This window comes from Motilimonas cestriensis, from assembly GCF_021295315.1.
In the GTDB taxonomy this organism is placed as follows: Bacteria; Pseudomonadota; Gammaproteobacteria; order Enterobacterales; family CBDFNC01; genus Motilimonas; species Motilimonas cestriensis.
Genome location: NZ_JAIMJA010000010.1, coordinates 57,687 through 81,541 on the forward strand (window position 1 = coordinate 57,687; position 23,855 = coordinate 81,541).

Consider the following 23,855-nt stretch of genomic DNA (forward strand, 5'->3'; position numbering starts at 1 on the left):
GATAATGAGTCATTTTTTTGCTCACATGGCACGCATGAAATTAATCCACCGCTGGCCACTGATGCGCAATATAGAATCAGAAAATGTAGCAGAGCATAGCCAACAAGTGGCAATGGTGGTGCATTTATTAGCTTTAATAAAAAACACCCTTTTTGGCGGCCAGCTAGATCCAGCCCAAGCTGCCGTACTTGCCCTATACCATGACGCAACGGAAGTGATCACCGGTGATTTACCGACACCGGTTAAATACTTTAATCCCGACATCGCCAAAGAATATAAAAAAATTGAAGCCTTCGCCGAGCAAAAACTACTTAATATGCTGCCAGAAGAGCTAAAGCCCGCTTTTGAACCTTTACTTGATAGTCATGCCGTTGATGCCGAATATAAAACCTTAGTTAAAGACGCTGACACCCTGTGCGCCTATATTAAATGCTTGGAAGAGCTATCAGCAGGAAATCATGAATTTGAACTGGCTAAGCGCCGCTTAGAGGCGATCATTTCACAACGACAAACACCTGAAATGGCCTATTTTGTCGAGCGTTTCTTACCTAGCTTTGAGCTGACATTAGATGAAATTAGCGAAGATACTCAGCTCTAGCCATTATTCATGACTCATTTAGATTGGGAAAGCCAATATGACACATTTTGAGATTTCACCACAATGGAATGAGCGCTTAGGCAATGAAGCGAATAAAAAAAGGCGTTTGGATCATCGCAGCCCTTTCCAACGCGATCGCGCGCGAATTCTTCACAGTGCTGCTTTTAGACGATTACAATCTAAAACCCAAGTATTAGGTACGGGCACCAATGACTTTTATCGCACGCGCCTGACTCACTCCTTAGAAGTCTCGCAAATTGGTACCGGTATTGTCGCCCAACTAAAGCAAAAGCAGCCCGAGTTTTCCTCTCTGTTGCCTTCAACCAGCTTAATTGAAGCCATTTGTTTGAGCCACGACATAGGCCACCCCCCTTATGGCCATGGCGGTGAGGTTGCCCTCAATTATATGATGCGCGAGCACGGCGGCTTTGAAGGTAACGGGCAAACGTTGCGAATTGTCACCAAACTGGAGCCTTACACCCCAGAAAATGGCATGAATCTGGCGCGCCGTAGCTTACTTGGTCTATTAAAATATCCCGCTTTAATTAGCCAGGTCCGCAGTAATACGCAGCCTGAAAACCCAACAAATTTTCGCCAATTAAAGGCCAGTGAATGGTCACCCGCCAAAGGTATTTATGATGATGACCAGCAAATATTAGACTGGATTTTAGCGCCTCTGAATCATGCTGACCGAGCGCTTTTCGCCACCACTCGCGTGCAAAAGCCGGGCGAACGACACTTAAAAACGCGATACAAGTCGATTGATTGCTCCATTATGGAGCTAGCAGATGACTTTGCTTATGGCATCCATGATCTTGAAGACGCCATTGCAATGGGCATAGTCAACAAACGCTTATGGCAAGAACAGGTCGCCTGCAAATTGGCAGATATAGATGGTTTTTGGTTAGCAAAAGACATAAACCAGTTAACGGAGCAGTTGTTTTCATCCCATCATTATCTACGTAAAGATGCCATTGGCGCACTGGTTAATGCCTTGATCACTTCAGTTGAAATTAAGCCCATCGCGCCACATTTTAATGAACCACTGCTCGCATACAATGCTTGGTTAAACCCCGATATGGAGCAAGTGCTAGAGATTTTAAAACAATTTGTGTTGCACTTTGTAATCCAAAAAACGGAGTTACAAATAATGGAATATAAGGGGCAACAGATTGTGATGGAGTTATTTGAAGCGTTTGCTGGCGACCCCGAGCGACTGCTGCCTAATGACACCAAAGCGCGCTGGCAGTTAGCCCGCTCCCTTGGCCATTCTGGCTATCGCGTGATAGCGGATTACATTTCAGGAATGACTGATGGACATGCCGTGCGTTTACACAGCAGCCTTTTTAGTGCGCATTCATTGGGAATGCCCTATCAACCGGGTTAATCCATTAAATGATTAACTATGGGTTTTCATACTGACTACGCGGCGGTGGCGCTTTTAAAATCACCGTCTCGAGTTCCCCTAAAAATTTTGGTTGTTTGTTTAAAATATAAATATCCAGCACCGCCTTCGCTCTCGCTAATACTTCCCGTAAACGGATCTTCATCGCGCCAAGCCCTTGGGCATCATCGGCACTTAAACATAAGGCATCGATGTCGATAGCGCGGGCAATATAAATCGCGCGTTCACAGTGAAATCGCTGGCTAACAATGGTTAACGCATCTTGGCCAAAAATAAGTTTGGCTCTTACCACTGAGTCTAAGGTACGAAACCCAGCATAATCTTTCACCACGTAACGTCTTGGTACGCCAGCTCTTACTAAATCATTTTCCATGGTTTGCGGCTCATTGTAGTAACGTGTTGCATTATCACCGCTAACAATCACAGCTTGAACTTTATTGTGCTTGAAAAGCGATTGCGCAGCATCAAGCCGAGGAGGATAGAAATGATTAATTTTTTTACCAATGTACTTACTGGTGCCTAACACCAAAGCGACTGGCCGATGAGGAATGTCGGCAATATTGGTATAAACTCTATCTTTTGCGACGTAAGAGACATAGCGGTCTAAGCCAGCCAACGTCACTATTGCCGTAACAGTGAGGACCAACAAGATAATAAAAAATTGGCGAATTCGTTTAGCCAATGACACCGCCCTAGAGTCAAAAAACAAATCATAACCGTTTGTTTAGCCATTATAAACTGATTTCAACCTGAGACCGACGCTAGCGGAGGCAAAGTCAAACAAGAGCGAAGTACCTTATTCAGAAAAACGAATATATTGCTTTATGCCGCCAAAAAGGTTTCTACCTGCGCTGTCTTGCACATACATTTCAATTTTATCATCCCCTTTTAAGTAGGCTGTAGCTGGATCAGACGCCTTGCCAGCCATCGCGCGTGACCATAAATTTGCCGGTCCAGTGAGTTGTGACTGATTCATAACAGGGCCTACGCTGATCATCGCACCTGCTGATAACGGCGAAAACTCAACAACCTTAGCAAGTAACTCGCCAAAAGGACAAATAGCATCCTGTTTGGGGTTTAATGCCGCGAAAGGCTTACCATTGAGTTTAGTAATAATAGGTAAACTCATTAGACCCTGATGCCAATATTCACCTAATTCATCGGGCGTCACTAATATAGGCGCTGACACCATTTTCCTCATGCTTTGACGGATCCCCCAACCTAACTGTAACTCTTTTTTCAGTAGCTCAGGGGAGTAATATTGGTTTTGTAAACTAATCAAACGAACTAAATCAAGGCAGTCATCGGCAGATTCGCCTGTTGCTATTGGCCCTGTGATGACCCCAATTTGGGCTGAAAAATCTAATGCGTCGGTAGCGGCAACCTGAACATCTTCATGAGCCCCTGCTAATATTTGACTCGGCATCGAGATAATAGGCAGCTGATCTTGTAATGCTGTTGCGCTAAATTGATTCAATAACTGAAGGTATGGCCGATAATTAAAAGCGTGAAAGTGTTCAAAGGGCTGAGTAAGCGGAGCAATACACTGAGACAGCATTAATTCAAATGAACCAGAGATCGGCCCTTGGTTAAGTTCATGATAAATCATATGCAGTAAAGGTGCGACGGTGTCCCAATCGTCCATAGCGGCAGGCAGGTTTGGCGCCAGAATACCGACAAATTTAGCCCGCCGTAAATCTTGACTCACGACCACTAAACGGCCATAGCGAGATCCATCATTCAAGCTAGCTAGTTTCATACCATAGCCCCTAGCACTATCAATACATTGTTTAATACTAGACGGAAAATGTGACTTGCGATGCTAATTAATACACTAACTTCATCTCAACTCTATCAAGCTCAATTCACTTTAGCTTCAAACTTTAGCATGTTACGCATTGCACATAATGCAATCTTGTTTCACAAGCATTACCTGCAACCAATACCTTGCCTAAACGCCTGTAAATCCTCGCTGAAATCAAGCATCGCCAAATTGATTGGTTATCAATAGATACTAGGGACTTAACGGGCTCACCCGATGTTCACATTTAGCTGGTCGGTTTTCGCAGCCATGATAAAGTCATTGTAGTGTAAGTTAGCAATACTATGGGTCCACCAGCTAACGTCTACTTGACCCCATTCAATCAATAACGCCGGATGATGCTGTATTTGCTCGGCAAGCTCGGCAACCTGATTAGCAAATGCCATTGATTGGCGATAGTTTTTAAATCGATAGCTCTTTTTCAACTGCCAAACGTTGTCTTGTTTTAAACATTGCCAACCAGGTAGCAGCTTCATTAATTTCTCTCGCTGCTCACCTAGCACAGGTTCAGAATCAGGCGTACAAGCTTGGCAGAGTTGCTGATGTAAAGGGGTCATCATTAATTGCCTCTTAATTAACGATTAAAGTGACGATTTAAGCTTTTGAATTAAGCTCATTCTGACATCTTTCGCCCGCGGTCGCTCTTGCTTTAACCAAGGCACGGGACGACACAACTGCATGGCTTTAAAACCTAAGCGAGCAGTGATAAGACCGGCACCGACACCTTGTGCGACCCGAGCTGAAACTAAGCCTGCCACCTCAGCTCCTAGCATATCAGAGCCAAGGTCGGTAGCCACTTCCACTCCCGCTGCAAATACCATATTCGTCAGAACCATTTTAAATAATCTCAGGCGACTTAAATAACCGAGTTCGATACCATAAATATGTGCCACCGCTTCTATCATTTTGCTATTGCGCCATAAAATGATCAGCATATCCACCAGCGCTAAAGGACTAATAGCCACCAATAAGGCCGCTTCACCCGACCATTTCGTCACCGCTTGTTTGGCTTTAGCATCTTGGACCGATAAAACATGATGGCGATATAAATCCAATACTTCCTGATTATTGTGGCTGTCACTGAGTTGATTTTGCCAAGCTTTATAACCTGGCGAGTCGAGTTGCTTACCCAACTTAGCCAACTGCTGGCAATACACAAAAGCGCCGTCACTGGCTTGTAAATCAAGGGTATTGGCCTGACCTTGTAACTTTTGGGTTTGCCTTAGGCGATTTAACTTACTAAGCTCGCTCACCACTACTTTCAATAATGCGACAAACAAGCAAACCACAATAGCGATATAAAAGATGCCAACTATAGGTGAGTCAACGACGGTTGATTTTAGCCAAGAGACACTTTCCCATGTCGCCGCTGCCATCGCACCAAACAAACCAAACCGCAGCCACCAATTGGCTTTTTTCGGCTGTAAAGCAGCATCGATCAGGGTTTCACCTTCAACCACCGGCGCTTCGGGTACAAACTCTTCTTTATCAAATACTTGTTGGGGCAAAATATCAGCAGCAACGGGATCAGCTTCAGGTGATGAGAAAATAATTTTGCCATTCACTTTACTCTTTTCTGTCATAGGAATTTATCTCCTAATAAATGCTCTATAGCTAAGTCCATCCGAATATGCGGCATGGGTTTGTTTGGCTCAATTTTTTGCGGAGCAAAGTTTACAAAGTCAAAACCTTGGCCTTGCCAGAAAGATTGTTGCGGGAGATCGGCCGGCACTTCACCGGGATACAAGGTAATTAACTCATCCTGCCCTAATACATTGCCAGTCAGAGCAGGATGCGGTGCACCTTGATAATCGACACTGCCCGCTTGAGTGGCTTTAACTGACGCAATAGCAATACTGTGACTTTCGATACCAGAAAAAGCCACCTCACGCTGGCCATTAACCACTAACTGAGATAATAAACTTAATAAATTTTCATGCTGATCCGGCGTCACGTGATCGGCCTTACTGGCAGCAAACACTAACTTGTCAATTTTGGGCGCAAATAACCGCCTTAATAACCCTGTTTGGCCATAGTTAAAGCTCTGTAAAATTTGCTCAATCGCGATTTGCATATCTTGGAAACTTTGTCGCCCCACGTTAAGCGGAGTCAAACAATCTAATAACACGATTTGTCGGTCAAAATGGACAAAATGCTGATCATAAAATTGCTTAACGACATGCTCTTGGTAGTGTTCATAACGGGATTTAAGCATCTTATAAGCACAATTTTTCGGTCCTTGCTCAGGGTTAACTTCCAGACCCTGACGCCAAACGAAAGGAAAGAAAGACAACAAAGGGGCACCTTGCAGCTCGCCAGGTAATACAAAACGTCCTGGCTGAATATGGTGTAAGCCTAGCTCTGACTTACTGCGCAATAAAAAGTCCGTATAAGCCTGACTGATACGGGCAATTTGCTGCTCATCAGCTTCAGCAAGGGGGTCAAGCTGACCGCCAATATTAAGCCAATCTTTCGCCAGTTCAGCTCTTGCTGGCTCTTCAAGGGTTTGCATCATATGCTCGCTCCACTGCTCAAATGTCATTTGTAGCAGCGGTAAATCAAGTAACCATTCCCCTGGATAGTCCACTATGTCCAAGGTTAACTCAGCTGTTTGGTTGATATTTCTCCACAACAGTGAGTCTGGGCGGTATTTGATTTTTAAGCGAATTTCACTGACCCCCTCTGTGGGCTCTGGCCAGTGCGGCGCGTCGCCACGCAATGCTTTTATACTCTGTTCATACTTGAAACTGGGAATATGAAAGTGCGCTTGCGGAACCTTCTGAGCGCCTAAAAAGCGCCCTTCACGTGCCACTTGCCAAAGGGGTAACTGATGATGCACGGGGCCTTGTAATAGATGATCAACCAACGCTGTGATGAATGCTGTTTTACCGGCTCGACTTAACCCGGTAACTGCCAGTTTCACATGGCGATCGAGACTACGATTAACTAAATCTTTCGCGCCGCGCTTTAAATTCATCAGGGAAGCTTTGGATACCATGGACATGTATTACTCTCTTGCAAAATAAGAAAATCAGCCTAGACCAGAGGCCTAGGCTGTAACAACAGGAAGATTAAAGGCGGTTAATTTCGCGATCGACCTTAAACGAGTCAGAGGTCACCACTTTCTCCATTTGGCCAATTTTGCTCTCTAACTTATCAAACACTTGGCTCATTTCAGCAAGGGCTTGCTTAGGTAACTCCCCACTTTGCCAAACCTTAGATTTAACATGAATATGCGTCTTGTGGTAACTCGATGAGTCCTGCTCTGATTGCCCCATCGGTCCATCCGGTTTTTTGTCTAGCATCAACCAAGCCGCGCCATAACCCAGTGCAGCCAGTGGAAAGTTAAACAAAAAAATACTGATGACAATAATACGTACTAACCACACTTCCATATTGAAGTAATCAGCCAGACCAATACAAACGCCGGCAACCTTCCCTGCTTTCGCATCACGATAAAGGTGTTTTGATGACTGGTTCATTATTGATTTCTCCAGTTCGGTGCCTCAACATCTAATATGGACTCTAATGTATGCACCCGTTGTTGTAGTTTTTCAGCACGTTCAATCAATTGATTAAGCTGCGTCGTTTCTTGTGTCGACAGCCCTTCACTGAGTTGCTTGCGACTACGATAGTGCAATATAAGCCATAAAGGTGCCACTATGACTAAAAAGACAATGATAGGAACCACCATAAAACCAGACATATTATTCCCCTTTATGCGATATTAAGCATTATTTATTTTCTTTTTAAGTTCAGCAAGTTGCTGGCTTATTTCATCATCAGCTTGCAGCTCAGCAAACTCATCCTTAAGCTCAGGCTTACCACCGATTTCATAAGAATCAGCCTTACTGTTTAATTCGTCGATGCGGCGTTCAAATTGATCAAAGCGCTCCATCGTACGGGCGACTTTTTGGCCATCAAGTTGCTTTTTAACATCGAGGCGACCATTGGCTGCACGATGACGCAGTTCAATACTTTTTTGCTTCGCACGCGTTTCTTGTAACTTCTGCTCAAGTTGCGTGATTTCAGACGACAGACGAGTTAATGCTTCGTCATTCGCGACTAGCTCTTGATCTAACGCCTCTTTCAACTCATTAAGCTTTTGTTTTTCAAGCAAGGCAGCTTTGGCTAAATCTTCACGCTCTTTGCGTAAAGCAAGCTCAGCCTTATCTTGCCAATCTTGCTGCGTGGCTTCAAGACGTGCAATTTTACGGGTTAGGTCTTTCTTTTCAGCCAGTACCCGTGCCGAAGTAGAGCGCACTTCAACTAAGGTATCTTCCATTTCTTGAATGATCAAACGGATCATTTTCGCTGGATCTTCCGCCTTATCTAGGATTGACGTAACGTTAGCATTGATAATGTCAGCTATTCTTGAAAATACACCCATAAATCCTCCAAATATATAATTGAGTATGTAAATGTAACATCGCAACATGCGAATATTTATCGTTACATATCAACTTCATTGCAAGTGGTGTACCAACTCGAAAAATATAACTAACACATTGATTTTAAAGAAATGTAAATATTAGACCTAGTAAACAGGCACACCATCATGATAGATTTAGCCAACTATTAGTAAAATAGACCACAAACTATGAAGTCAGATAACCTGATCGGTGAATCAGAAGCGTTTGTCAGTATTTTAGAACAAGTTTCTCATGTGGCGCCCCTAAACAAACCCGTGCTGATTGTAGGCGAGCGCGGCACAGGAAAAGAGCTCATTGCGGCCCGTATCCACTATCTCTCGAAACGTTGGGACAAGCCTTACCTTTCTCTAAACTGCGCGGCGTTAAATGAAAACTTACTAGATTCAGAGCTATTTGGTCATGAAACGGGCGCTTTTACTGGGGCGGCTAAACGCCATCAGGGCCGCTTTGAACGCGCCGACAGTGGCACCTTGTTCTTAGATGAGCTGGCCACGGCGCCTATGTTAGTGCAAGAGAAGTTGCTACGAGTGATTGAATATGGTGCTTACGAACGCGTTGGTGGTACCCAGCCCCTCAATGCTGATGTGCGTTTGGTCTGCGCCACTAACGAAGATCTTCCTACTTTGGCGCGCCAAGGTAAATTTCGCTTTGATTTACTCGATAGGTTGGCTTTTGACGTCATCACGCTGCCACCACTGCGCCATCGTCAGGAAGATATTATTTTATTAGCCGAGCATTTCGCGGTGAAAATTTGCCAAGAGCTCAAACGTGACTTTTTTGCCGGATTTACACAGCAAGCGACTCGCTCAATGCAAGCTTACGCTTGGCCGGGTAATGTGCGCGAGCTTAAAAATGTGGTTGAACGCAGCATTTATCGACAAGCAGAGATAGACAAGCCGATCAAACAACTTATTTTTGATCCCTTTGCCTCTCCTTGGCAGCCAACGGCGACCGAAGCTCAAAGCGCCACCGCAGAAAACTTAGTATTTCCTATTGATTTTAAAGCGTTGAGCGAAAAGTTTGAGATAGATCTAATTTCACAGGCGATGAAACACGCACAATACAATCAACGCCAAGCTGCAATTGTGCTTGGTATCAGCTACCATCAGCTACGAGGCTTACTAAAAAAATATGCTCTGACCCAGTGAGTCAACGCCCTAATCGTGAAGGAAATGGTAAGCCTGTAATCTTCTTTATTATTTATCTGTCGAGCTGTTGGGGATGAATATAAGGTAAAGCCTTAGGAATGTAATGAGTGACACCAAAGATAAGCTAATCTTAATATGCCCCACAAAACTTACTATTCGTTTGTATCAGTTTGGTTACCAACACCAGCCATGGTACATTAGCCAATGTTAAACCTTTTCTTTGACATGAAGTCTATGATTCGATTGATTGCCTTACTGTTGACGCTGCCGATAATAACCAGCTGTAAGCAGCAAACCCAAATACAAAACACTGGCTTGGTTTACTGTTCAAATGGTAGCCCAACGAGTTTTAATCCCCAGCTGGCACAAACAGGTGACAGTTTAGATATTTCTAGCCAACTCTATAACACCTTGGTGCGGTTAGACCCAAGCACACAAACCATTGCTGCTGGTTTAGCAAGCGAATGGCAAGTAAGCCGCGATGGGTTAAGCTATCAATTTGAGTTACGTCAAGATATTCAATTTCATTCCACGCCTTATTTCACACCAACGCGTGCCATGAATGCGGATGATGTGGTGTTTAGTTTCCAGCGTGTATTATTTCCAACCCACCCTTTTCATAGCGTGTCCGGTGGCTTATATCCTTTTTTTAATAACACGCAATTTGATCGTTTAATTAAAAGTGTTAAAAAGATTGGCCCTTATACCGTTGAGTTTAAATTACATCGACCTGATACATCATTGCTTGCTAATTTAGCAACGGAGTTTGCCGTGATTTTGTCGGCAGAGTATGGCAAACAGTTGCAACAATCAGGTAAATTCACCCAAATAGATCACCTGCCTATTGGCACGGGTCCTTATAAGTTTAAGCAGTTTCTACCAGATAATCTCATCCGCTTTGAGCGTCATTGGGGCTATTGGGAAGGCGGCACGCCAATGCAACAGTTGGTTTTCGATATTACGCCCAGCCCAACCAAACGGCTCGCTAAGTTGATCACCGGCGAATGTGATGTGATGGCTTACCCTGCGGCCAGTCAAGCCAATGTCATCAGCAACCACCCCGACTTACTGATGAATGTTCAAACTGGCTATAAAGTGTCTTTTTGGTCATTTAATAATGACAAAGCCCCATTTGATAACCCCAAAGTCAGAAAAGCACTGGCTACTGCGATTGACCGTGACACTATCCTTAAGGCGGTCTACTTTAATACAGGTGTGGCCGCACACGGACTATTGCCGCCTACGTCTTGGGCATATAATCCCTATTTAAGTGATTATCCTTATTCACCCAAGCAAGCAAGACAATTGTTACAAGAAAGCGGGGCTAAATTACCTTTATCCTTAACCATATATACGCCATCCGGATCAGATCTATACAATCCGAATTCATTTAAAACGGCGGAGTTTATTCAGCGTGATTTACGCAAAATAGGCGTAAATGCAGAGATTGTGGTGATGGAACCTCATCATTTAGAACGCAGTATTGCCATGGGTGAATATGACACCTTAGTCAGTGGCTGGAGCGCGGTAACCAGTGATCCAGACAACTTCTTTCGCCCACAATTTAGCTGTAATGCCATTGAAAACCACACCAACACAAGCCGTTGGTGCTCAACGGAACTGGACGGATTAATTAACCGCGCCGTCAAGCTCAATCGCATGGTGCCAAGAATTCGTATTTATCGTGAAATACAAGCGCATTTACGCGACGAGCTTCCTTTACTACCCCTTGCACATTCGTTGCAGCTACAAGCATATCGCCGCGATGTCCACGGCTTGAATTCTTCTCCTTTTGGTGGCGTTAATTTTGCAGGCGCTTATCGGGACTAATTGATGCTTATATATATTCTTCGCCGTTTAAATGTTTTTGTCATCACCTTGTTTCTACTTAGCGTGGTGGCATTTCTATTACAGCGCCAAGTCATCACCGACTTTGTTAACACTGGCAATATATTCAGTGACTACCAACGCTATATTTTGGCGATGTTGTCGGGTAACTTTGGCACTTCATTAGCGTCAGGTAATCCTGTTCTCAGCGATATATTAGCCATTTTCCCGGCAACCTTAGAGCTTTGTGTAATGGCCTTTATTGTGTCTATTTTGGTTGGGATCCCCTGTGGTGTATTTGCCGGTCTTAGCCGTGGCGGCACTGTCGACTACGGCATCATGACCGTTACACTGATGGGGGTATCTGTACCCGCCTTTTGGTTCGCCATGCTATTAATGATGTTTTTTTCGTTACATTTAGGTTGGTTTCCGGTTTCTGGGAGAATAGGTTTACTTTACGATATTCCTGTCATCACTGGATTTAATTTAATTGATACCTTGCTCTCGACTAAACCCTATAAGTACGAAGCCTTTTTCGATAGTCTGTTACACCTTGCTTTACCAACGTTAGTGTTAGCGACGATTCCAACCACTGAAGTGATCCGTCAGGTTCGAGCATCCATCAGCGAAGAGATGGATAAAAATTATATTAAAGCCGCGCAAGCAAAAGGGCTCAACACCTTTCAAATTATCAAACGCCATGGCTTACGCAATGCCCTGCCACCGGTGATCCCCAGCTTAGGCTTGCAATTTGGTCGAGTATTAACCACGGCAATGATCACTGAAACGGTTTTTTCTTGGCCCGGTATTGGCCCTTGGATGGTCAATAGCATCTATTTAGAGGATCACAGCGCGATTCAAGGTGGCATGCTGTTTATTGCAGCCTTTGTTTTGTTGGCAAATATGGCGACGGATTTGTTGCACCTAATGATCGATCCGTTAAAAAGGAATGAGCTATATGGCAAATCATAATGTGTTTCGCGAGGAGCATATTCGCTCTCCCCTCGCGCACAGTTGGTTTTTATATCAGCAAAACACCATTGGTATGGTGGCTTTGTGGGCACTGATCTTCGTTTTAATATTAACGGTGATCGGCCCTTGGATTGCCCCCTACCCAATGGATCACAAAGATGTCAGCGCACTCCTTAAAGCACCTTCTTGGGTTGAACACGGTGAGGTACACTTTTTCTTAGGCACCGATGACTTAGGTCGTGATTTGTTATCTCAAATTATTTACGGTGCTCAGCTGACTTTTGGCGGCGCATTTTTAACCGTGGCTCTCTCGCTTCTGCTCGGCTCAGCCATTGGCATTATTGGAGGCATGAGCAGTGGTATGCAAGCCAGTATCTTGCACCATTTTCTTGATACCTTACTGTCTATTCCTTCGTTGTTACTAGCGATTATTATTATTTCAGTATTAGGGCCGGGGTATTTTAATACGCTGCTCGCAGTATTTTTAGCCTTACTGCCCTTGTTTACCCGCGCAGTCTATCGAGCAGTGCATGATGAACTTAATAAAGAATATATCATTGCTTTACGATTAGACGGTGCGACGCCACTGCGCATATTGCGTTACGGTATTCTACCCAACATCGTCGAAACCTTTGTTAGTCAAACTACGCGAGCCCTGACTTCTGCTATTTTAGATATCACCGCCTTAGGCTTTTTAGGCTTAGGCGCACAGCGCCCTTTACCGGAATGGGGAACCATGCTCTCAGACACCATGGAGTTAGTCTTCCTCGCGCCTTGGACCGTTACCTTACCGGGTATGGCCATTTTAGTTACCATACTCATTATCAATATCGTCGGTGAAGGCTTACGCCAAGCGATCTTAAAAGGAATGGACTAATGGCTATCTTAGATATTAGAAATTTAACCATTGAGATCAATACTTCTCAAGGACGCGTTAAAGCCGTAGAGCGGGTCAACCTCACCTTAACCGAAGGTGAAATCCAAGGGCTAGTGGGTGAATCAGGCTCAGGTAAAAGCCTAGTGGCTAAAGCTATTTTGGGTATAAAAAAAGATGGTTGGGTGGTACGTGCCGATCGTATGCGATTAGGGGATATTGATTTACTGACCCTCACCCCGAGTGAGCGCCGACGTCTAATGGCAAACGATATTGCGATGATATTTCAAGAGCCCAGCAGCCATTTAGACCCCACTCAAGAAATAGCCGAGCAAATTGAAGAGGCCATTCCATCAAATACATTTGAAGGTGGCTTTTGGCAACGTTTTCAGTGGCGAAAAAAAAGAGCAATAACCTTACTCCATAAAGTCGGTATCAAGGATCCTATCAGTGTGCTGCGCAGTTACCCTCATGAATTATCAGAGGGCGTGTGCCAAAAAATCATGATTGCAATGGCGATTGCGAAAAAACCCCGACTGTTGATTGCTGATGAGCCCACCACGGCGATGGAATCAACGACCCAGATACAAATTCTAAAGCTGCTGCATAAGCTTAATAAAGTTAATAACACCAGTATCTTATTTATTAGCCACGATATCGAAAGTGTCTCCAATCTATCCGACACCTTAACCGTCATGTATTGTGGTCAAACTGTCGAATCGGGCACGCGCGATCAGGTGATTAATCATCCAAGACACCCCTACACCAATGCATTGCTTCAAGCAGTGCCGGATTTTGAAAGCAATCTAAAACACAAAAGCCATTTATACGCTCTGCCTGGCAGCATACCGCCTTTGCAGCATTTGCCTATCGGCTGCCGACTTGGGCCACGCTGTCCCAATGCACAAAAAACCTGTGTCCAGAAACCCCATTCAACACGACTTAAGGGGCATATGTTCAACTGTCACTTCCCACTTTCTATCGAGGATGAAGCTAGCTCATGATCCCCGTTCTTAGTGTCAATAAACTGAGTAAAAGTTACGTCCAGCACCATGGCTTATTTTCTAAGAAAAGCATCACGGCTTTTGCGCCTGTTAGCTTTGAGCTCGAGCAGGGTAAAACCTTAGCAATTGTTGGTGAAAGTGGCTCAGGCAAGAGCAGCCTAGCAAAGGCCCTCACCGGCGTGATCACCCCCAGCTCTGGCAGTATTTGCATTGATGGCATCAACATGGCTGACAAAGATCATAAGCAGCGCTGTTGTCAGATCAGGATGATATTTCAAGATCCAACCACTTCCCTAAATCCTCGCTCGCAAATTGGTAGAATATTAAAGTCACCGCTGCTGTTAAACACCGAGTTATCAGAGCAAGAAATGGACATTCGGGTGAGCGATGCACTGCGCCAGGTTGGTCTATTAACCGAGCACGCACAGTTTTACCCGAGAATGCTATCAAGTGGTCAAAAGCAACGGGTTGCACTGGCTAGGGCGCTCATTCTAAAGCCTAAAATCATTGTTGCTGACGAAGTACTGGCAACCCTAGATGTTTCAGTCCGGTCGCAACTCATTAATTTAATTTTAGATGTACAACGAGAGCAGAATATTAGCTTTATTATGGTTGCCTATAACTTGGGCATAGTGCGTCATATTAGCGACGAAATCATTGTGATGCATGAAGGCCATATTGTGGAGTCTGGTCCTACCGCCGAGGTGTTAGATAACCCACAGCATACCATTACCCAACGTTTGTTAATGAACCAACAGGTGCAGTTTAGGAAGTAACCGTTTGTTCAGGTGACGGTTACTCGACTCTTAAATATCGAATTTGCTTTAACCTAGGCACTTCTCGCTCAATCATACTCGAATTAATAACCTTAAAAGTGAGGGTCTCTCCTCGTTTTGAAATAGTGACAATTTTACCTTCTTGGCTATAGGTCGCCGGATAAAAACGGCTTTCAAAGGTGTAACCTTCAGGGGTAAATTCAAAGTATTCGTAGTCACCATAGGGCTTGTCTTCGCTCTTCCATTTGCCGTAAATCGGCGCATCCATCTCTTTTGGTTGGTTAGAAAAATCATAATAGGCAACAAATCCGGCAGAGCCCAATAAAATGACTGCTAACGACACGATGATGATCAATAGGGTTTTAATCACAATATAACCTCAATAAAAAAGGGTAGCTCAGCTACCCTTAATTTTAACGACAGAGCCAGTTATTTCAATGTTATTCCATTATTCCACTACTGGATAAACGATATCAGCACGGGCTTGTAACAATTGGATCAGTGCTTGATAAGAAGTATCAGCTTGAGTGTTTTGCACAAATTGGCTTAACTGTTGTGTTTCAGCAGCTGAAGGCAATACATCGGCTTCAACTTCCGAAACACTTAGTAGCTCAACCAGAGCAATATTACCATTAAGTAAATCCACTTTAGTGCGTTGCACTGAATCAGCTGCAGGTTTAGCCATGGTGAACACTTCACGTGCTATTTCAGGGCTAGCACCGGGATCCATACGGCTTACTGTCACAGGCTCACTAAAGCTAAAACCATAAGTCGATAGCTGGTCATTAATGTCTGCACCACTGGCAAGCGCTGCTATCAAGCCATCAACGTATTCATTGGCGGCTGCAGTGGCTTTTTCACGAGTTAAACGAACAACAATGTCGTCTTTCACTTCTGCTAACGCCTTAGTGCTTTGTGGCTGGTAGTCATTAACCCGGATAACCATCACTTTCTCAGGGCTTAGCTCAATCACTTCAGAGTTCATTTGATCTTGACGTAAGTCGGTATTAAACGCTTGCACTAAAACTTGAGCATTACTGAAGTCACCCGTTGCGTTGTCGCGACTAAACAAGCCCGTTTGTTGCACTGTTAGGCCCGATGCATCCGCTGCTTCATTTAAAGTATCTGGTACTTCAAATGCCATCTCACTTAGCTTTTGTAGCTTGTCGTAAAATACTTCCATTGCTTTATCACGTTTTAACGTATCGGCAATTTTGTCTTTTACTTCTTCAAAAGGTGCTGCGGCATCTTCTTGTACTTCAAGTAGTTTAATAATATGGTAACCAAACTCACTTTTCACCACACCAGATGTATCGCCGACTTGCTCTAATGCGAAGGCAGCGGCTTCAAAGTCAGGATCCATTACGCCTTTTTCAAACCAGTCTAACTCACCCCCATTTTCACCACTGAAGGTATCGCTTGAGAAAGTCTTGGCTAATTCTGCAAAGTCTTCACCTTGCTGTACTTTAGCTAATAAATCTTGTGCTTCTTGTTCTGCATTGTCTTTATTAAGATCAACTAAGATATGAGCAACACGACGCTTCTCTGGCGCTTTATAAGATGATTGGTGATCTTGGTAATAAGCTTTAACCGCCTCCTCAGAAAGATCAACGTCGGCACTCAAGTCAGCAGCATCAAGTAACACATAGTCTAAGTTAACTTGCTCAGGATGCTGGAAGCTGTTTTGATTGGCTTGATAATAAGCATCAATTTCTTCATCTGTTACGCTAACTTGATCGTTAAATTGGCTAACATTCACTTCCAATTGACGAAGTTCACGCTGCTGAGCTTGTAAACGGTAAAGCTGTAATGCTTCGCCCGGTAAGCTAATTTCACTACTAAGGTAAGATTGCAGTAGCTGACGACGCGTCATGTCTTGGCGCAAAATATCTCTAAATTGATCAGGTTGGTAGCCTGACTGACGCAGTACCGCTAGGTAAGTGTCGTTATCAAATTGACCATCACGCTGAAATTCAGGCATTGAACGAATCGACTCTTTGATTTGCTCATCGCTGATACGTAAACCTAATTCTTCAATAGCTTGATCGGTTAAGCGCTCACTAACAAGACGCTGTAACACGTTACTACGCAATTGCTGTGCAAAGCTAGGATCCGCTGCGATGGCAGCAAATGAGTCGCCATATTGTTGCTCAACTTTATTACGCTCTTGTTGATAAGCGGATTCTAATTCTTGTCGTGTAATGTCTTCACCGTTAACCACGGCTGCCGGTTCAGCTGTAGTTGAACCGAGATAACCACCTACACCAGCCAAAGCAAATGATAAAATGACCACGCCTAAAATGATTTTTGCTGCGGGGCCTTGCGCACCTTCGCGAAATTTATCCAACATGCTGTACTTCTCTCTTAATTCCCTGGACAGAGCCTAAATAAAAAAAGCGCATCAGTGTGAGATGCGCTCGTATATCTGCTGCTTGAGCACTGATGCCCAAGTGTACCAAGTTTCCGTCTGCAGGTCTGCAAACACCTTGATTAGTTGTTACATGAATCTTTTAATGCTTTACCGGCTTTGAAGCCCGGTACATTAGCGGCCGCTATTTCAATCGCCGCGCCCGTTTGAGGGTTACGACCGGTGCGCGCACTGCGCTCTTTTACTGAAAATGTACCGAAACCAACCAGTGCCACTGCGTCACCTTCTTTTAGACTTTCTGTTACTGCGTCAACAAACGCATCTAATGCACGGCCAGCAGCTGCTTTAGAAAGATCTGCACCATCAGCTACTTTGTCGATTAGTTGAGCTTTATTCACTGTTTTGTCCCCTATAGTTCTTATATTTAGTTTGAGTGGATGGTTAAACTAAAAACTAGCGCATCTTCACCCAAATAATGCTGGTATTTGACACTCGGCCCATTATCGAATTCTGTAAAGCAAAATATCAATCCCGTTAAATCTACTGCCAGCCCACTGGACTGGCAAGCAAATTTGCCCTTGAGACCCTTTAACTTTGCGGATCATCAAGTTTTTATTTTGATACGGTATTTAAATCTGACTTAGTGAGTACCTGAAACTTCTCAGGCGGTTCTTGTAAAGCCACCGCTAGCACTTCATCAATCCAGCGCACTGGAATAATTTCCAGCTCGCGGGTGACGTTTTCAGGTATTTCTTCTAAGTCACGTACATTCTCGTGAGGAATTAAAACGGTTTTAATCCCGCCGCGCAATGCGGCTAATAATTTCTCTTTTAAACCACCGATAGGCAATACTTCACCGCGTAATGTGATCTCACCGGTCATGGCGACATTAGCGCGAACAGGATTGCCCGTTAAGCAAGAAACTAATGCGGTACACATGGCAATACCCGCACTTGGACCATCTTTGGGCGTGGCCCCTTCAGGCACGTGTACGTGAATATCGCGCTTCTCGTAAAAATCACTATTAATACGTAATTTTTCCGCACGTGAACGTACTACCGTCATCGCCGCTTGAATCGACTCTTGCATCACATCACCCAGTGAGCCGGTATGAGTCAATTTGCCTTTACCTGGTACTGCTGACGTTTCGATAGTCAGTAAATCGCCCCCGACTTCAGTCCATGCTAAACCGGTGACTTGGCCAATTTGGTTATTTTCTTCCGCTTTACCAAAATCACAACGTTGTACACCTAAAAATTCTTTTAGGTTATCCATATTAATGGTGACAGTTTTAATGTCTTTATTAAGCAGAATTTTCTTAACCGCTTTACGACATAGTTTAGAAATTTCTCGCTCTAAACTACGCACGCCAGCCTCACGAGTGTAGTAACGGATAATGCCAACAATCGCCGAGTCCTCAACCACTATTTCTTGTGGCTTTAACCCGTTGCGTTTAATTTGCTTATCAAGCAAATGCTGCTTAGCAATGTTAAGTTTTTCATCTTCGGTATAACCCGATAAACGAATCACTTCCATCCGGTCAAGTAACGGTCCAGGAATATTCATCGAATTTGACGTTGCGACAAACATTACATCTGATAGATCGTAATCAACCTCGAGATAATGGTCGTTAAAGCTATTATTTTGCTCTGGATCCAATACTTCTAACAATGCTGACGCAGGGTCGCCGCGCATGTCTGATGCCATTTTGTCGATTTCATCCAGTAAGAATAATGGATTCTTAACGCCCACTTTAGACATTTTCTGGATCAATTTGCCCGGCATTGAGCCGATGTAAGTACGGCGATGGCCACGAATTTCGGCTTCATCACGCACCCCACCTAATGCCATACGCACATATTTACGACCTGTCGCTTTTGCAATCGATTGACCTAACGACGTTTTACCAACCCCCGGCGGACCGACTAAACAAAGAATAGGCCCCTTCAATTTATTAATTCGCGTTTGCACGGCCAGATATTCAAGGATCCGCTCTTTCACCTTCTCTAGGCCAAAGTGGTCGGCATCTAAGATTTCTTGCGCCTTGGCTAAATCTTTTTTCACCTTAGAGCGTTTCGCCCAAGGCACGCCAATCATCCACTCAATGTAGCCGCGCACTACAGTCGCTTCAGCAGACATTGGCGACATCATTTTCAGCTTTTGTAGCTCGGCTAAGGTTTTTTCCTTACCTTCAGCGGTCATGCCCGCTTCTTCAATTTTTTTCGCTAATGCTTCAAACTCATCTGGCGCATCATCCAGCTCTCCTAACTCTTTCTGGATCGCCTTCATTTGCTCATTAAGGTAATATTCGCGCTGACTCTTTTCCATCTGCTTTTTAACGCGACTACGGATCTTTTTCTCAACTTGTAATAAGTCAATTTCAGATTCCATCATCGCCATCAAGTATTCCAGGCGCTCTGGTACTTGAGCAATCTCTAATACCGCCTGCTTATCATCAAGCTTTAATGGCATATGAGCGGCCATGGTATCGGCTAAGCGATCGGCATCATCAATTGCACTTACCGAGGTCATGACCTCAGGTGGGATTTTTTTGTTGAGCTTAACGTAACCTTCAAATTGGCTGATGGCACTGCGGATCAGTACTTCTTCTTCACGCTCTTCAATGGTGTCAGTGCTTAGCTCTGTCACTTCACCAACAAAAAAGTCTTCTTTATCAAGAAAACATTCCAACTTAGCGCGGCGGCTGCCTTCAACAAGGACTTTTACGGTGCCGTCAGGTAATTTTAATAACTGTAAAATATTGGCAATGGTGCCCACTTCAAACATATCCGCCGTGTCAGGATCATCTTTTGAGGCGTCACGCTGCGCAACCAATAACACTTGCTTGTCTTTATCCATTGCAGCTTCAAGGCAAGAGATGGACTTTTCACGGCCAACAAACAATGGAATAACCATATGTGGATAAACCACTACGTCCCTAAGGGGTAAGACAGGGATCTCTATGCGTGTATTACGCTCTAAACTCATTATGTCCTCTCTTTTTTGAATTCTGGGCCATCTTCTTTGAGTATATTGGGGCAACTACAAGATATTCAATGGCATATAAAGCAAAAATGGAAAAAAACAAAAAAGGGGCCTAAGGCCCCTTAATAATTGCTTATTTAACCATCAATCAGCTGATGCAGCCTTGTTATCATTACTCTGGTAAATCAAAATCGGATCAGATTCTCCTTTGATAACCGTTTCATCAATCACCACTTTGCTAACGTCGTTCACCGACGGTAAATCATACATAGTATTTAGAAGCACTTGCTCAACGATTGATCTCAACCCACGCGCACCGGTTTTACGCTCCATTGCCTTAGCAGCAATCGCACGCAGTGCATCATCGCGAAACTCAAGTTCAACGTCTTCAAGCTCAAATAGCGCAGCGTATTGCTTGGTCAATGCATTCTTTGGCTCTTTTAAGATTTGGATAAGTGCGTCAGTATCTAGCTCAGTTAACGTCGCGACAACAGGTAAGCGGCCAATAAACTCAGGAATTAAGCCATATTTAACTAAATCTTCCGGCTCTGTCTTAGTAAATATTTCCGACAAACTTGCCTTGTTATCTTTTGATTTAACCTTAGCACCAAAGCCAATACCAGTACCGGTATGAACGCGTTGTTCGATAACTTTATCTAAGCCCGCAAACGCACCACCACAAATGAACAGTATCTTACTGGTATCAACTTGCAAAAACTCTTGCTGTGGGTGCTTACGACCACCTTGCGGAGGAACGGAAGCAACCGTGCCTTCGATAAGTTTCAGTAACGCTTGCTGTACACCTTCACCCGATACATCACGAGTGATGGATGGGTTGTCAGACTTACGAGAAATCTTATCAATTTCATCAATGTAAACGATACCGCGTTGCGCTTTTTCAACGTCGTAATCACATTTTTGTAGCAGCTTTTGAATAATGTTTTCAACATCTTCACCCACGTAACCGGCTTCGGTTAACGTAGTTGCATCCGCCATGGTAAATGGTACATCAAGTAATCGAGCTAAGGTCTCCGCTAATAGCGTTTTACCACTACCCGTTGGGCCAATTAGAAGAATGTTACTTTTACCTAACTCAACACCGTCAGCAATTTTGTCGGCATTGCGCAGCCGTTTATAATGGTTATAAACCGCAACCGCTAGTACTTTTTTAGCGTGCTCTTGGCCAATAACATAATCATCTAAATGAGCGCGGATCTCATGAGGAGTGGGTAAACTGTCCCCTTCCTGTCTTGGCGCGATTTCTTTGATTTCTTCACGAATAATATCGTTACAAAGCTCTACACACTCATCACAGATATAAACGGAAGGGCCGGCAATGAGCTTTCTTACTTCGTGCTGGCTTTTGCCACAGAAAGAACAGTACAGCAGCTTACCGCTATCTCCCTCACCTTTACGCTTATCTGTCATTCGTTAACCTCATCTTTGGCGTTTGCCATATTTCTGTTCAAAGCCTGCTTTGAACGCTATTACTGTATTTGTTTCTATACTTCAGTTTAATGCATTTACGCGTAAATGCTTAGTCTCTGCGTTTGAGAATTGAATCTACTAGGCCGTATTCAACTGCTTGCTCAGCGGTCATGAAGTTATCACGATCGGTGTCACGTGCAATAACATCATACTCTTGACCGGTGTGCTCGGCTAATAACTCATTCATTTTACGCTTAATACGGATGATCTCTTGGGCATGAATTTCAATATCAGAAGCCTGACCTTGGAAACCACCAAGCGGTTGGTGAATCATTACCTTAGCATTAGGCAGCACATGACGCTTACCTGCTGCACCGCCCGCTAATAAGAACGCGCCCATACTGGCCGCCATACCCATACAAACCGTACTCACGTCAGGCTTGATAAACTGCATGGTATCGTAAATTGACATGCCAGCACTGATTGAGCCACCAGGCGAGTTGATATAAAGAAAAATATCTTTGTCTGGGTTTTCTGACTCTAAAAACAATAACTGCGCGGCGACTAAATTAGCCATATGATCTTCAACAGGACCTGTTAAAAAGATAACACGCTCTTTCAATAAGCGAGAGTAAATATCATAAGAGCGCTCACCTTTGGCAGTTTGCTCTATTACCATCGGGACCAGTGCATTACTTGGCGCATCAAACGTATTATCGTAGTTTCTCGACATAGATGATTATCCTTAAACAAAAATGGCTCGGTGAATATCACTCGAGCCATTATAATCGTTAGATTCGACTAGATGTCAAACCTATTATGCATTAGCTGCCGCTTTATTCATCACTTCGTCGAAAGTTGTTTCTTTTTCCACCACTTTCGCTTTTTCTAGTATGAACTCAACAGCTTGCTCTTCTAGTGCAACATTTTGAATGTTTTGTAGCGCTTCTTTGTTACCTTTGTAATAAGCAACAACTTCAGCTGGGTCTTCGTAAGCAGAAGCGGCATTTTCGATAATAGCGTCTACACGTGCTTCGTCAACTTTTAGCTCATTGCTACGAATCACTTCACCTAATAATAGGCCAACTTTTACGCGACGTACTGCTTGCTCTTCAAACAATTCAGCTGGAAGCTCAGGCATGTTTTTCGGGTCCATTTGGCCACCGAAACGTTGCATTGCTTGTTGACGAAGTACATCAACTTCACTTGCAACAAGTGATTTAGGCACGTCGATTTCATTAGCGTTAACTACTGCATCAAGTACTTGTTCTTTAACACTGTTTTTAAGTGTTTGCTCAAGTTCACGAGTCATGTTCTTTTTAACTTCAGTTTTAAGCGCTTCAATATCACCGCTTTCTACGCCGAATTTTTTAACAAATTCTTCGTTGATTTCTGGTAATTCAAGAGCTTCAACTTTAGACAAAGTAATCGCAAACTTAGCTGCTTTACCTTTTAGGTTTTCAGCGTGGTACTCTTCAGGGAAAGTCACGTCGATGTCAAAAGACTCACCTGCTTTCTTACCTTTAACGCCATCTTCAAAGCCTGGGATCATACGGCCAGCACCAATTGCTAGTTTGAAGCCTTCAGCTTTACCGCCGTCAAACTCTTCACCATCGATTGTACCTACGAAATCAATCGTCGCTTGGTTTTCGTCTGCTGCAGGTGCATCTACTTCAACCCAAGTTGCGTGCTGCTTTTGCAGTGTAACTAGCATGTTGTCTAAGTCTGCATCGGTCACAGTTGCAGTTTTCTTTTCAACTTCTAGCGCAGCGAAATCACCTAATGCTACTTCAGGGTAAACTTCAAATGTCGCAACAAAAGTGAAATCTTCACCCGCTTTACGCTCAGTTGGCTCCAGTGCAGGCGCGCCAGCTGGGTTAAGCTTTTCAGCCATGATAGCTTCAAAGAAGTTGCGTTGCATCAGTTCGCCAGCAACTTCGTTAGAAACAGCCGCACCAAAACGTTTTTGGATAACTTTAGCCGGTACTTTACCAGGACGGAAACCGTCAATGCGTTGTGTCTTTGCTAGTTGACCTAAACGACGGTTTAGTTCTTGATCAAATTTATCACCAGAAACAGTGATAGTCAGACGGCGTTCTAGTCCTTGAGTCGTCTCTACAGAAGCTTGCATTATATTACCTCAAATCTGTTCGGCATCGTTTGGCCGAAATATGTCTTTCAAAAGGTAGCAAACTACCTTTTATTGCTAAAAAGT

General features: G+C 43.9%; 23 protein-coding genes. 8 read left to right on the forward strand and 15 right to left on the reverse strand.

Annotated elements, in window-relative coordinates:
- Positions 1-4 precede the first annotated feature (4 nt).
- Both yfbR and K6Y31_RS11145 read left to right on the forward strand, forming a co-directional pair.
- Positions 5-598 carry a 5'-deoxynucleotidase gene (yfbR, locus tag K6Y31_RS11140; protein WP_233052852.1) on the forward strand — a complete coding sequence of 198 codons (594 nt, stop codon included), beginning with the start codon at positions 5-7 and terminating at the stop codon, positions 596-598.
- A 37-nt stretch (positions 599-635) separates the two neighbouring features.
- Entirely contained in the window at positions 636-1,985 is a 1,350-nt protein-coding gene (locus K6Y31_RS11145; protein ID WP_233052853.1) for an anti-phage deoxyguanosine triphosphatase, read from the forward strand.
- Between the two features lie 16 nt (positions 1,986-2,001).
- Here the strand turns inward: K6Y31_RS11145 and K6Y31_RS11150 are convergent, their stop codons facing one another.
- The 8 genes from K6Y31_RS11150 to pspA form a co-directional block, all read right to left on the reverse strand.
- Positions 2,002-2,685 (reverse strand): SanA/YdcF family protein, encoded by a 684-nt coding sequence (locus tag K6Y31_RS11150; protein ID WP_233052854.1) that lies wholly within the window; start codon positions 2,683-2,685, stop codon positions 2,002-2,004.
- Between the two features lie 114 nt (positions 2,686-2,799).
- Positions 2,800-3,762: a fumarylacetoacetate hydrolase family protein gene (locus tag K6Y31_RS11155; protein ID WP_233052855.1), complete on the reverse strand. Its 963-nt coding sequence runs from the start codon at positions 3,760-3,762 to the stop codon at positions 2,800-2,802.
- 272 nt (positions 3,763-4,034) lie between these two features.
- The gene (locus K6Y31_RS11160; protein ID WP_233052941.1) at positions 4,035-4,382 is read right to left on the reverse strand and encodes a 4a-hydroxytetrahydrobiopterin dehydratase; all 348 of its coding nucleotides are present in this window, start codon (positions 4,380-4,382) and stop codon (positions 4,035-4,037) included.
- 24 nt (positions 4,383-4,406) lie between these two features.
- Complete coding sequence (locus K6Y31_RS11165; RefSeq protein ID WP_233052856.1) at positions 4,407-5,408, reverse strand: YcjF family protein; 1,002 nt, start codon at positions 5,406-5,408, stop codon at positions 4,407-4,409.
- On the reverse strand, positions 5,405-6,829 hold the full coding sequence (locus tag K6Y31_RS11170) for a YcjX family GTP-binding protein (RefSeq protein ID WP_233052857.1): 1,425 nt from the start codon (positions 6,827-6,829) through the stop codon (positions 5,405-5,407). Before K6Y31_RS11170 ends, K6Y31_RS11165 begins: the two co-directional genes overlap by 4 nt.
- Before the next feature lie 67 nt (positions 6,830-6,896).
- Complete coding sequence (gene pspC / locus K6Y31_RS11175; protein WP_233052858.1) at positions 6,897-7,307, reverse strand: envelope stress response membrane protein PspC; 411 nt, start codon at positions 7,305-7,307, stop codon at positions 6,897-6,899.
- A complete protein-coding gene (gene pspB / locus K6Y31_RS11180) occupies positions 7,307-7,531 on the reverse strand; it encodes an envelope stress response membrane protein PspB (RefSeq protein ID WP_233052859.1) in 225 nt (74 codons plus the stop codon). Before pspB ends, pspC begins: the two co-directional genes overlap by 1 nt.
- 21 nt (positions 7,532-7,552) lie before the next feature.
- On the reverse strand, positions 7,553-8,215 hold the full coding sequence (gene pspA / locus K6Y31_RS11185; RefSeq protein WP_233052860.1) for a phage shock protein PspA: 663 nt from the start codon (positions 8,213-8,215) through the stop codon (positions 7,553-7,555).
- A gap of 210 nt (positions 8,216-8,425) precedes the next feature.
- Here pspA and pspF point away from each other — a divergent pair, with 210 nt between their 5' ends.
- From pspF to K6Y31_RS11215, 6 genes are all read left to right on the forward strand, one after another.
- The gene (gene pspF, locus K6Y31_RS11190) at positions 8,426-9,406 is read left to right on the forward strand and encodes a phage shock protein operon transcriptional activator (RefSeq protein ID WP_233052861.1); all 981 of its coding nucleotides are present in this window, start codon (positions 8,426-8,428) and stop codon (positions 9,404-9,406) included.
- A 234-nt stretch (positions 9,407-9,640) separates the two neighbouring features.
- Positions 9,641-11,236 (forward strand): ABC transporter substrate-binding protein, encoded by a 1,596-nt coding sequence (locus K6Y31_RS11195; RefSeq protein WP_233052862.1) that lies wholly within the window; start codon positions 9,641-9,643, stop codon positions 11,234-11,236.
- Between the two features lie 3 nt (positions 11,237-11,239).
- Positions 11,240-12,205 (forward strand): ABC transporter permease, encoded by a 966-nt coding sequence (locus tag K6Y31_RS11200; RefSeq protein ID WP_233052863.1) that lies wholly within the window; start codon positions 11,240-11,242, stop codon positions 12,203-12,205.
- Positions 12,192-13,082, forward strand: coding sequence for an ABC transporter permease subunit (locus K6Y31_RS11205; RefSeq protein WP_233052864.1), 891 nt, complete (start codon positions 12,192-12,194; stop codon positions 13,080-13,082). The genes K6Y31_RS11200 and K6Y31_RS11205 overlap by 14 nt, the downstream gene beginning before the upstream one ends.
- The gene (locus K6Y31_RS11210; RefSeq protein WP_233052865.1) at positions 13,082-14,083 is read left to right on the forward strand and encodes a peptide ABC transporter ATP-binding protein; all 1,002 of its coding nucleotides are present in this window, start codon (positions 13,082-13,084) and stop codon (positions 14,081-14,083) included. Before K6Y31_RS11205 ends, K6Y31_RS11210 begins: the two co-directional genes overlap by 1 nt.
- The gene (locus tag K6Y31_RS11215; RefSeq protein WP_233052866.1) at positions 14,080-14,859 is read left to right on the forward strand and encodes an ATP-binding cassette domain-containing protein; all 780 of its coding nucleotides are present in this window, start codon (positions 14,080-14,082) and stop codon (positions 14,857-14,859) included. Before K6Y31_RS11210 ends, K6Y31_RS11215 begins: the two co-directional genes overlap by 4 nt.
- Before the next feature lie 19 nt (positions 14,860-14,878).
- Here the strand turns inward: K6Y31_RS11215 and K6Y31_RS11220 are convergent, their stop codons facing one another.
- From K6Y31_RS11220 to tig, 7 genes are all read right to left on the reverse strand, one after another.
- Positions 14,879-15,229, reverse strand: coding sequence for a hypothetical protein (locus tag K6Y31_RS11220; RefSeq protein WP_233052867.1), 351 nt, complete (start codon positions 15,227-15,229; stop codon positions 14,879-14,881).
- A 78-nt stretch (positions 15,230-15,307) separates the two neighbouring features.
- Positions 15,308-17,209, reverse strand: coding sequence for a peptidylprolyl isomerase (ppiD, locus tag K6Y31_RS11225; RefSeq protein WP_233052868.1), 1,902 nt, complete (start codon positions 17,207-17,209; stop codon positions 15,308-15,310).
- Between the two features lie 140 nt (positions 17,210-17,349).
- Positions 17,350-17,649: an HU family DNA-binding protein gene (locus tag K6Y31_RS11230; RefSeq protein ID WP_345790259.1), complete on the reverse strand. Its 300-nt coding sequence runs from the start codon at positions 17,647-17,649 to the stop codon at positions 17,350-17,352.
- Between the two features lie 190 nt (positions 17,650-17,839).
- On the reverse strand, positions 17,840-20,215 hold the full coding sequence (gene lon / locus K6Y31_RS11235) for an endopeptidase La (protein ID WP_233052870.1): 2,376 nt from the start codon (positions 20,213-20,215) through the stop codon (positions 17,840-17,842).
- A gap of 141 nt (positions 20,216-20,356) precedes the next feature.
- Positions 20,357-21,640, reverse strand: a complete 1,284-nt coding sequence (gene clpX / locus K6Y31_RS11240) for an ATP-dependent protease ATP-binding subunit ClpX (RefSeq protein WP_233052871.1) — start codon at positions 21,638-21,640, stop codon at positions 20,357-20,359.
- A gap of 109 nt (positions 21,641-21,749) precedes the next feature.
- A complete protein-coding gene (gene clpP, locus K6Y31_RS11245) occupies positions 21,750-22,373 on the reverse strand; it encodes an ATP-dependent Clp endopeptidase proteolytic subunit ClpP (RefSeq protein WP_282560165.1) in 624 nt (207 codons plus the stop codon).
- Between the two features lie 84 nt (positions 22,374-22,457).
- The gene (gene tig / locus K6Y31_RS11250; protein WP_233052872.1) at positions 22,458-23,771 is read right to left on the reverse strand and encodes a trigger factor; all 1,314 of its coding nucleotides are present in this window, start codon (positions 23,769-23,771) and stop codon (positions 22,458-22,460) included.
- Between the last annotated feature and the right edge of the window lie 84 nt (positions 23,772-23,855).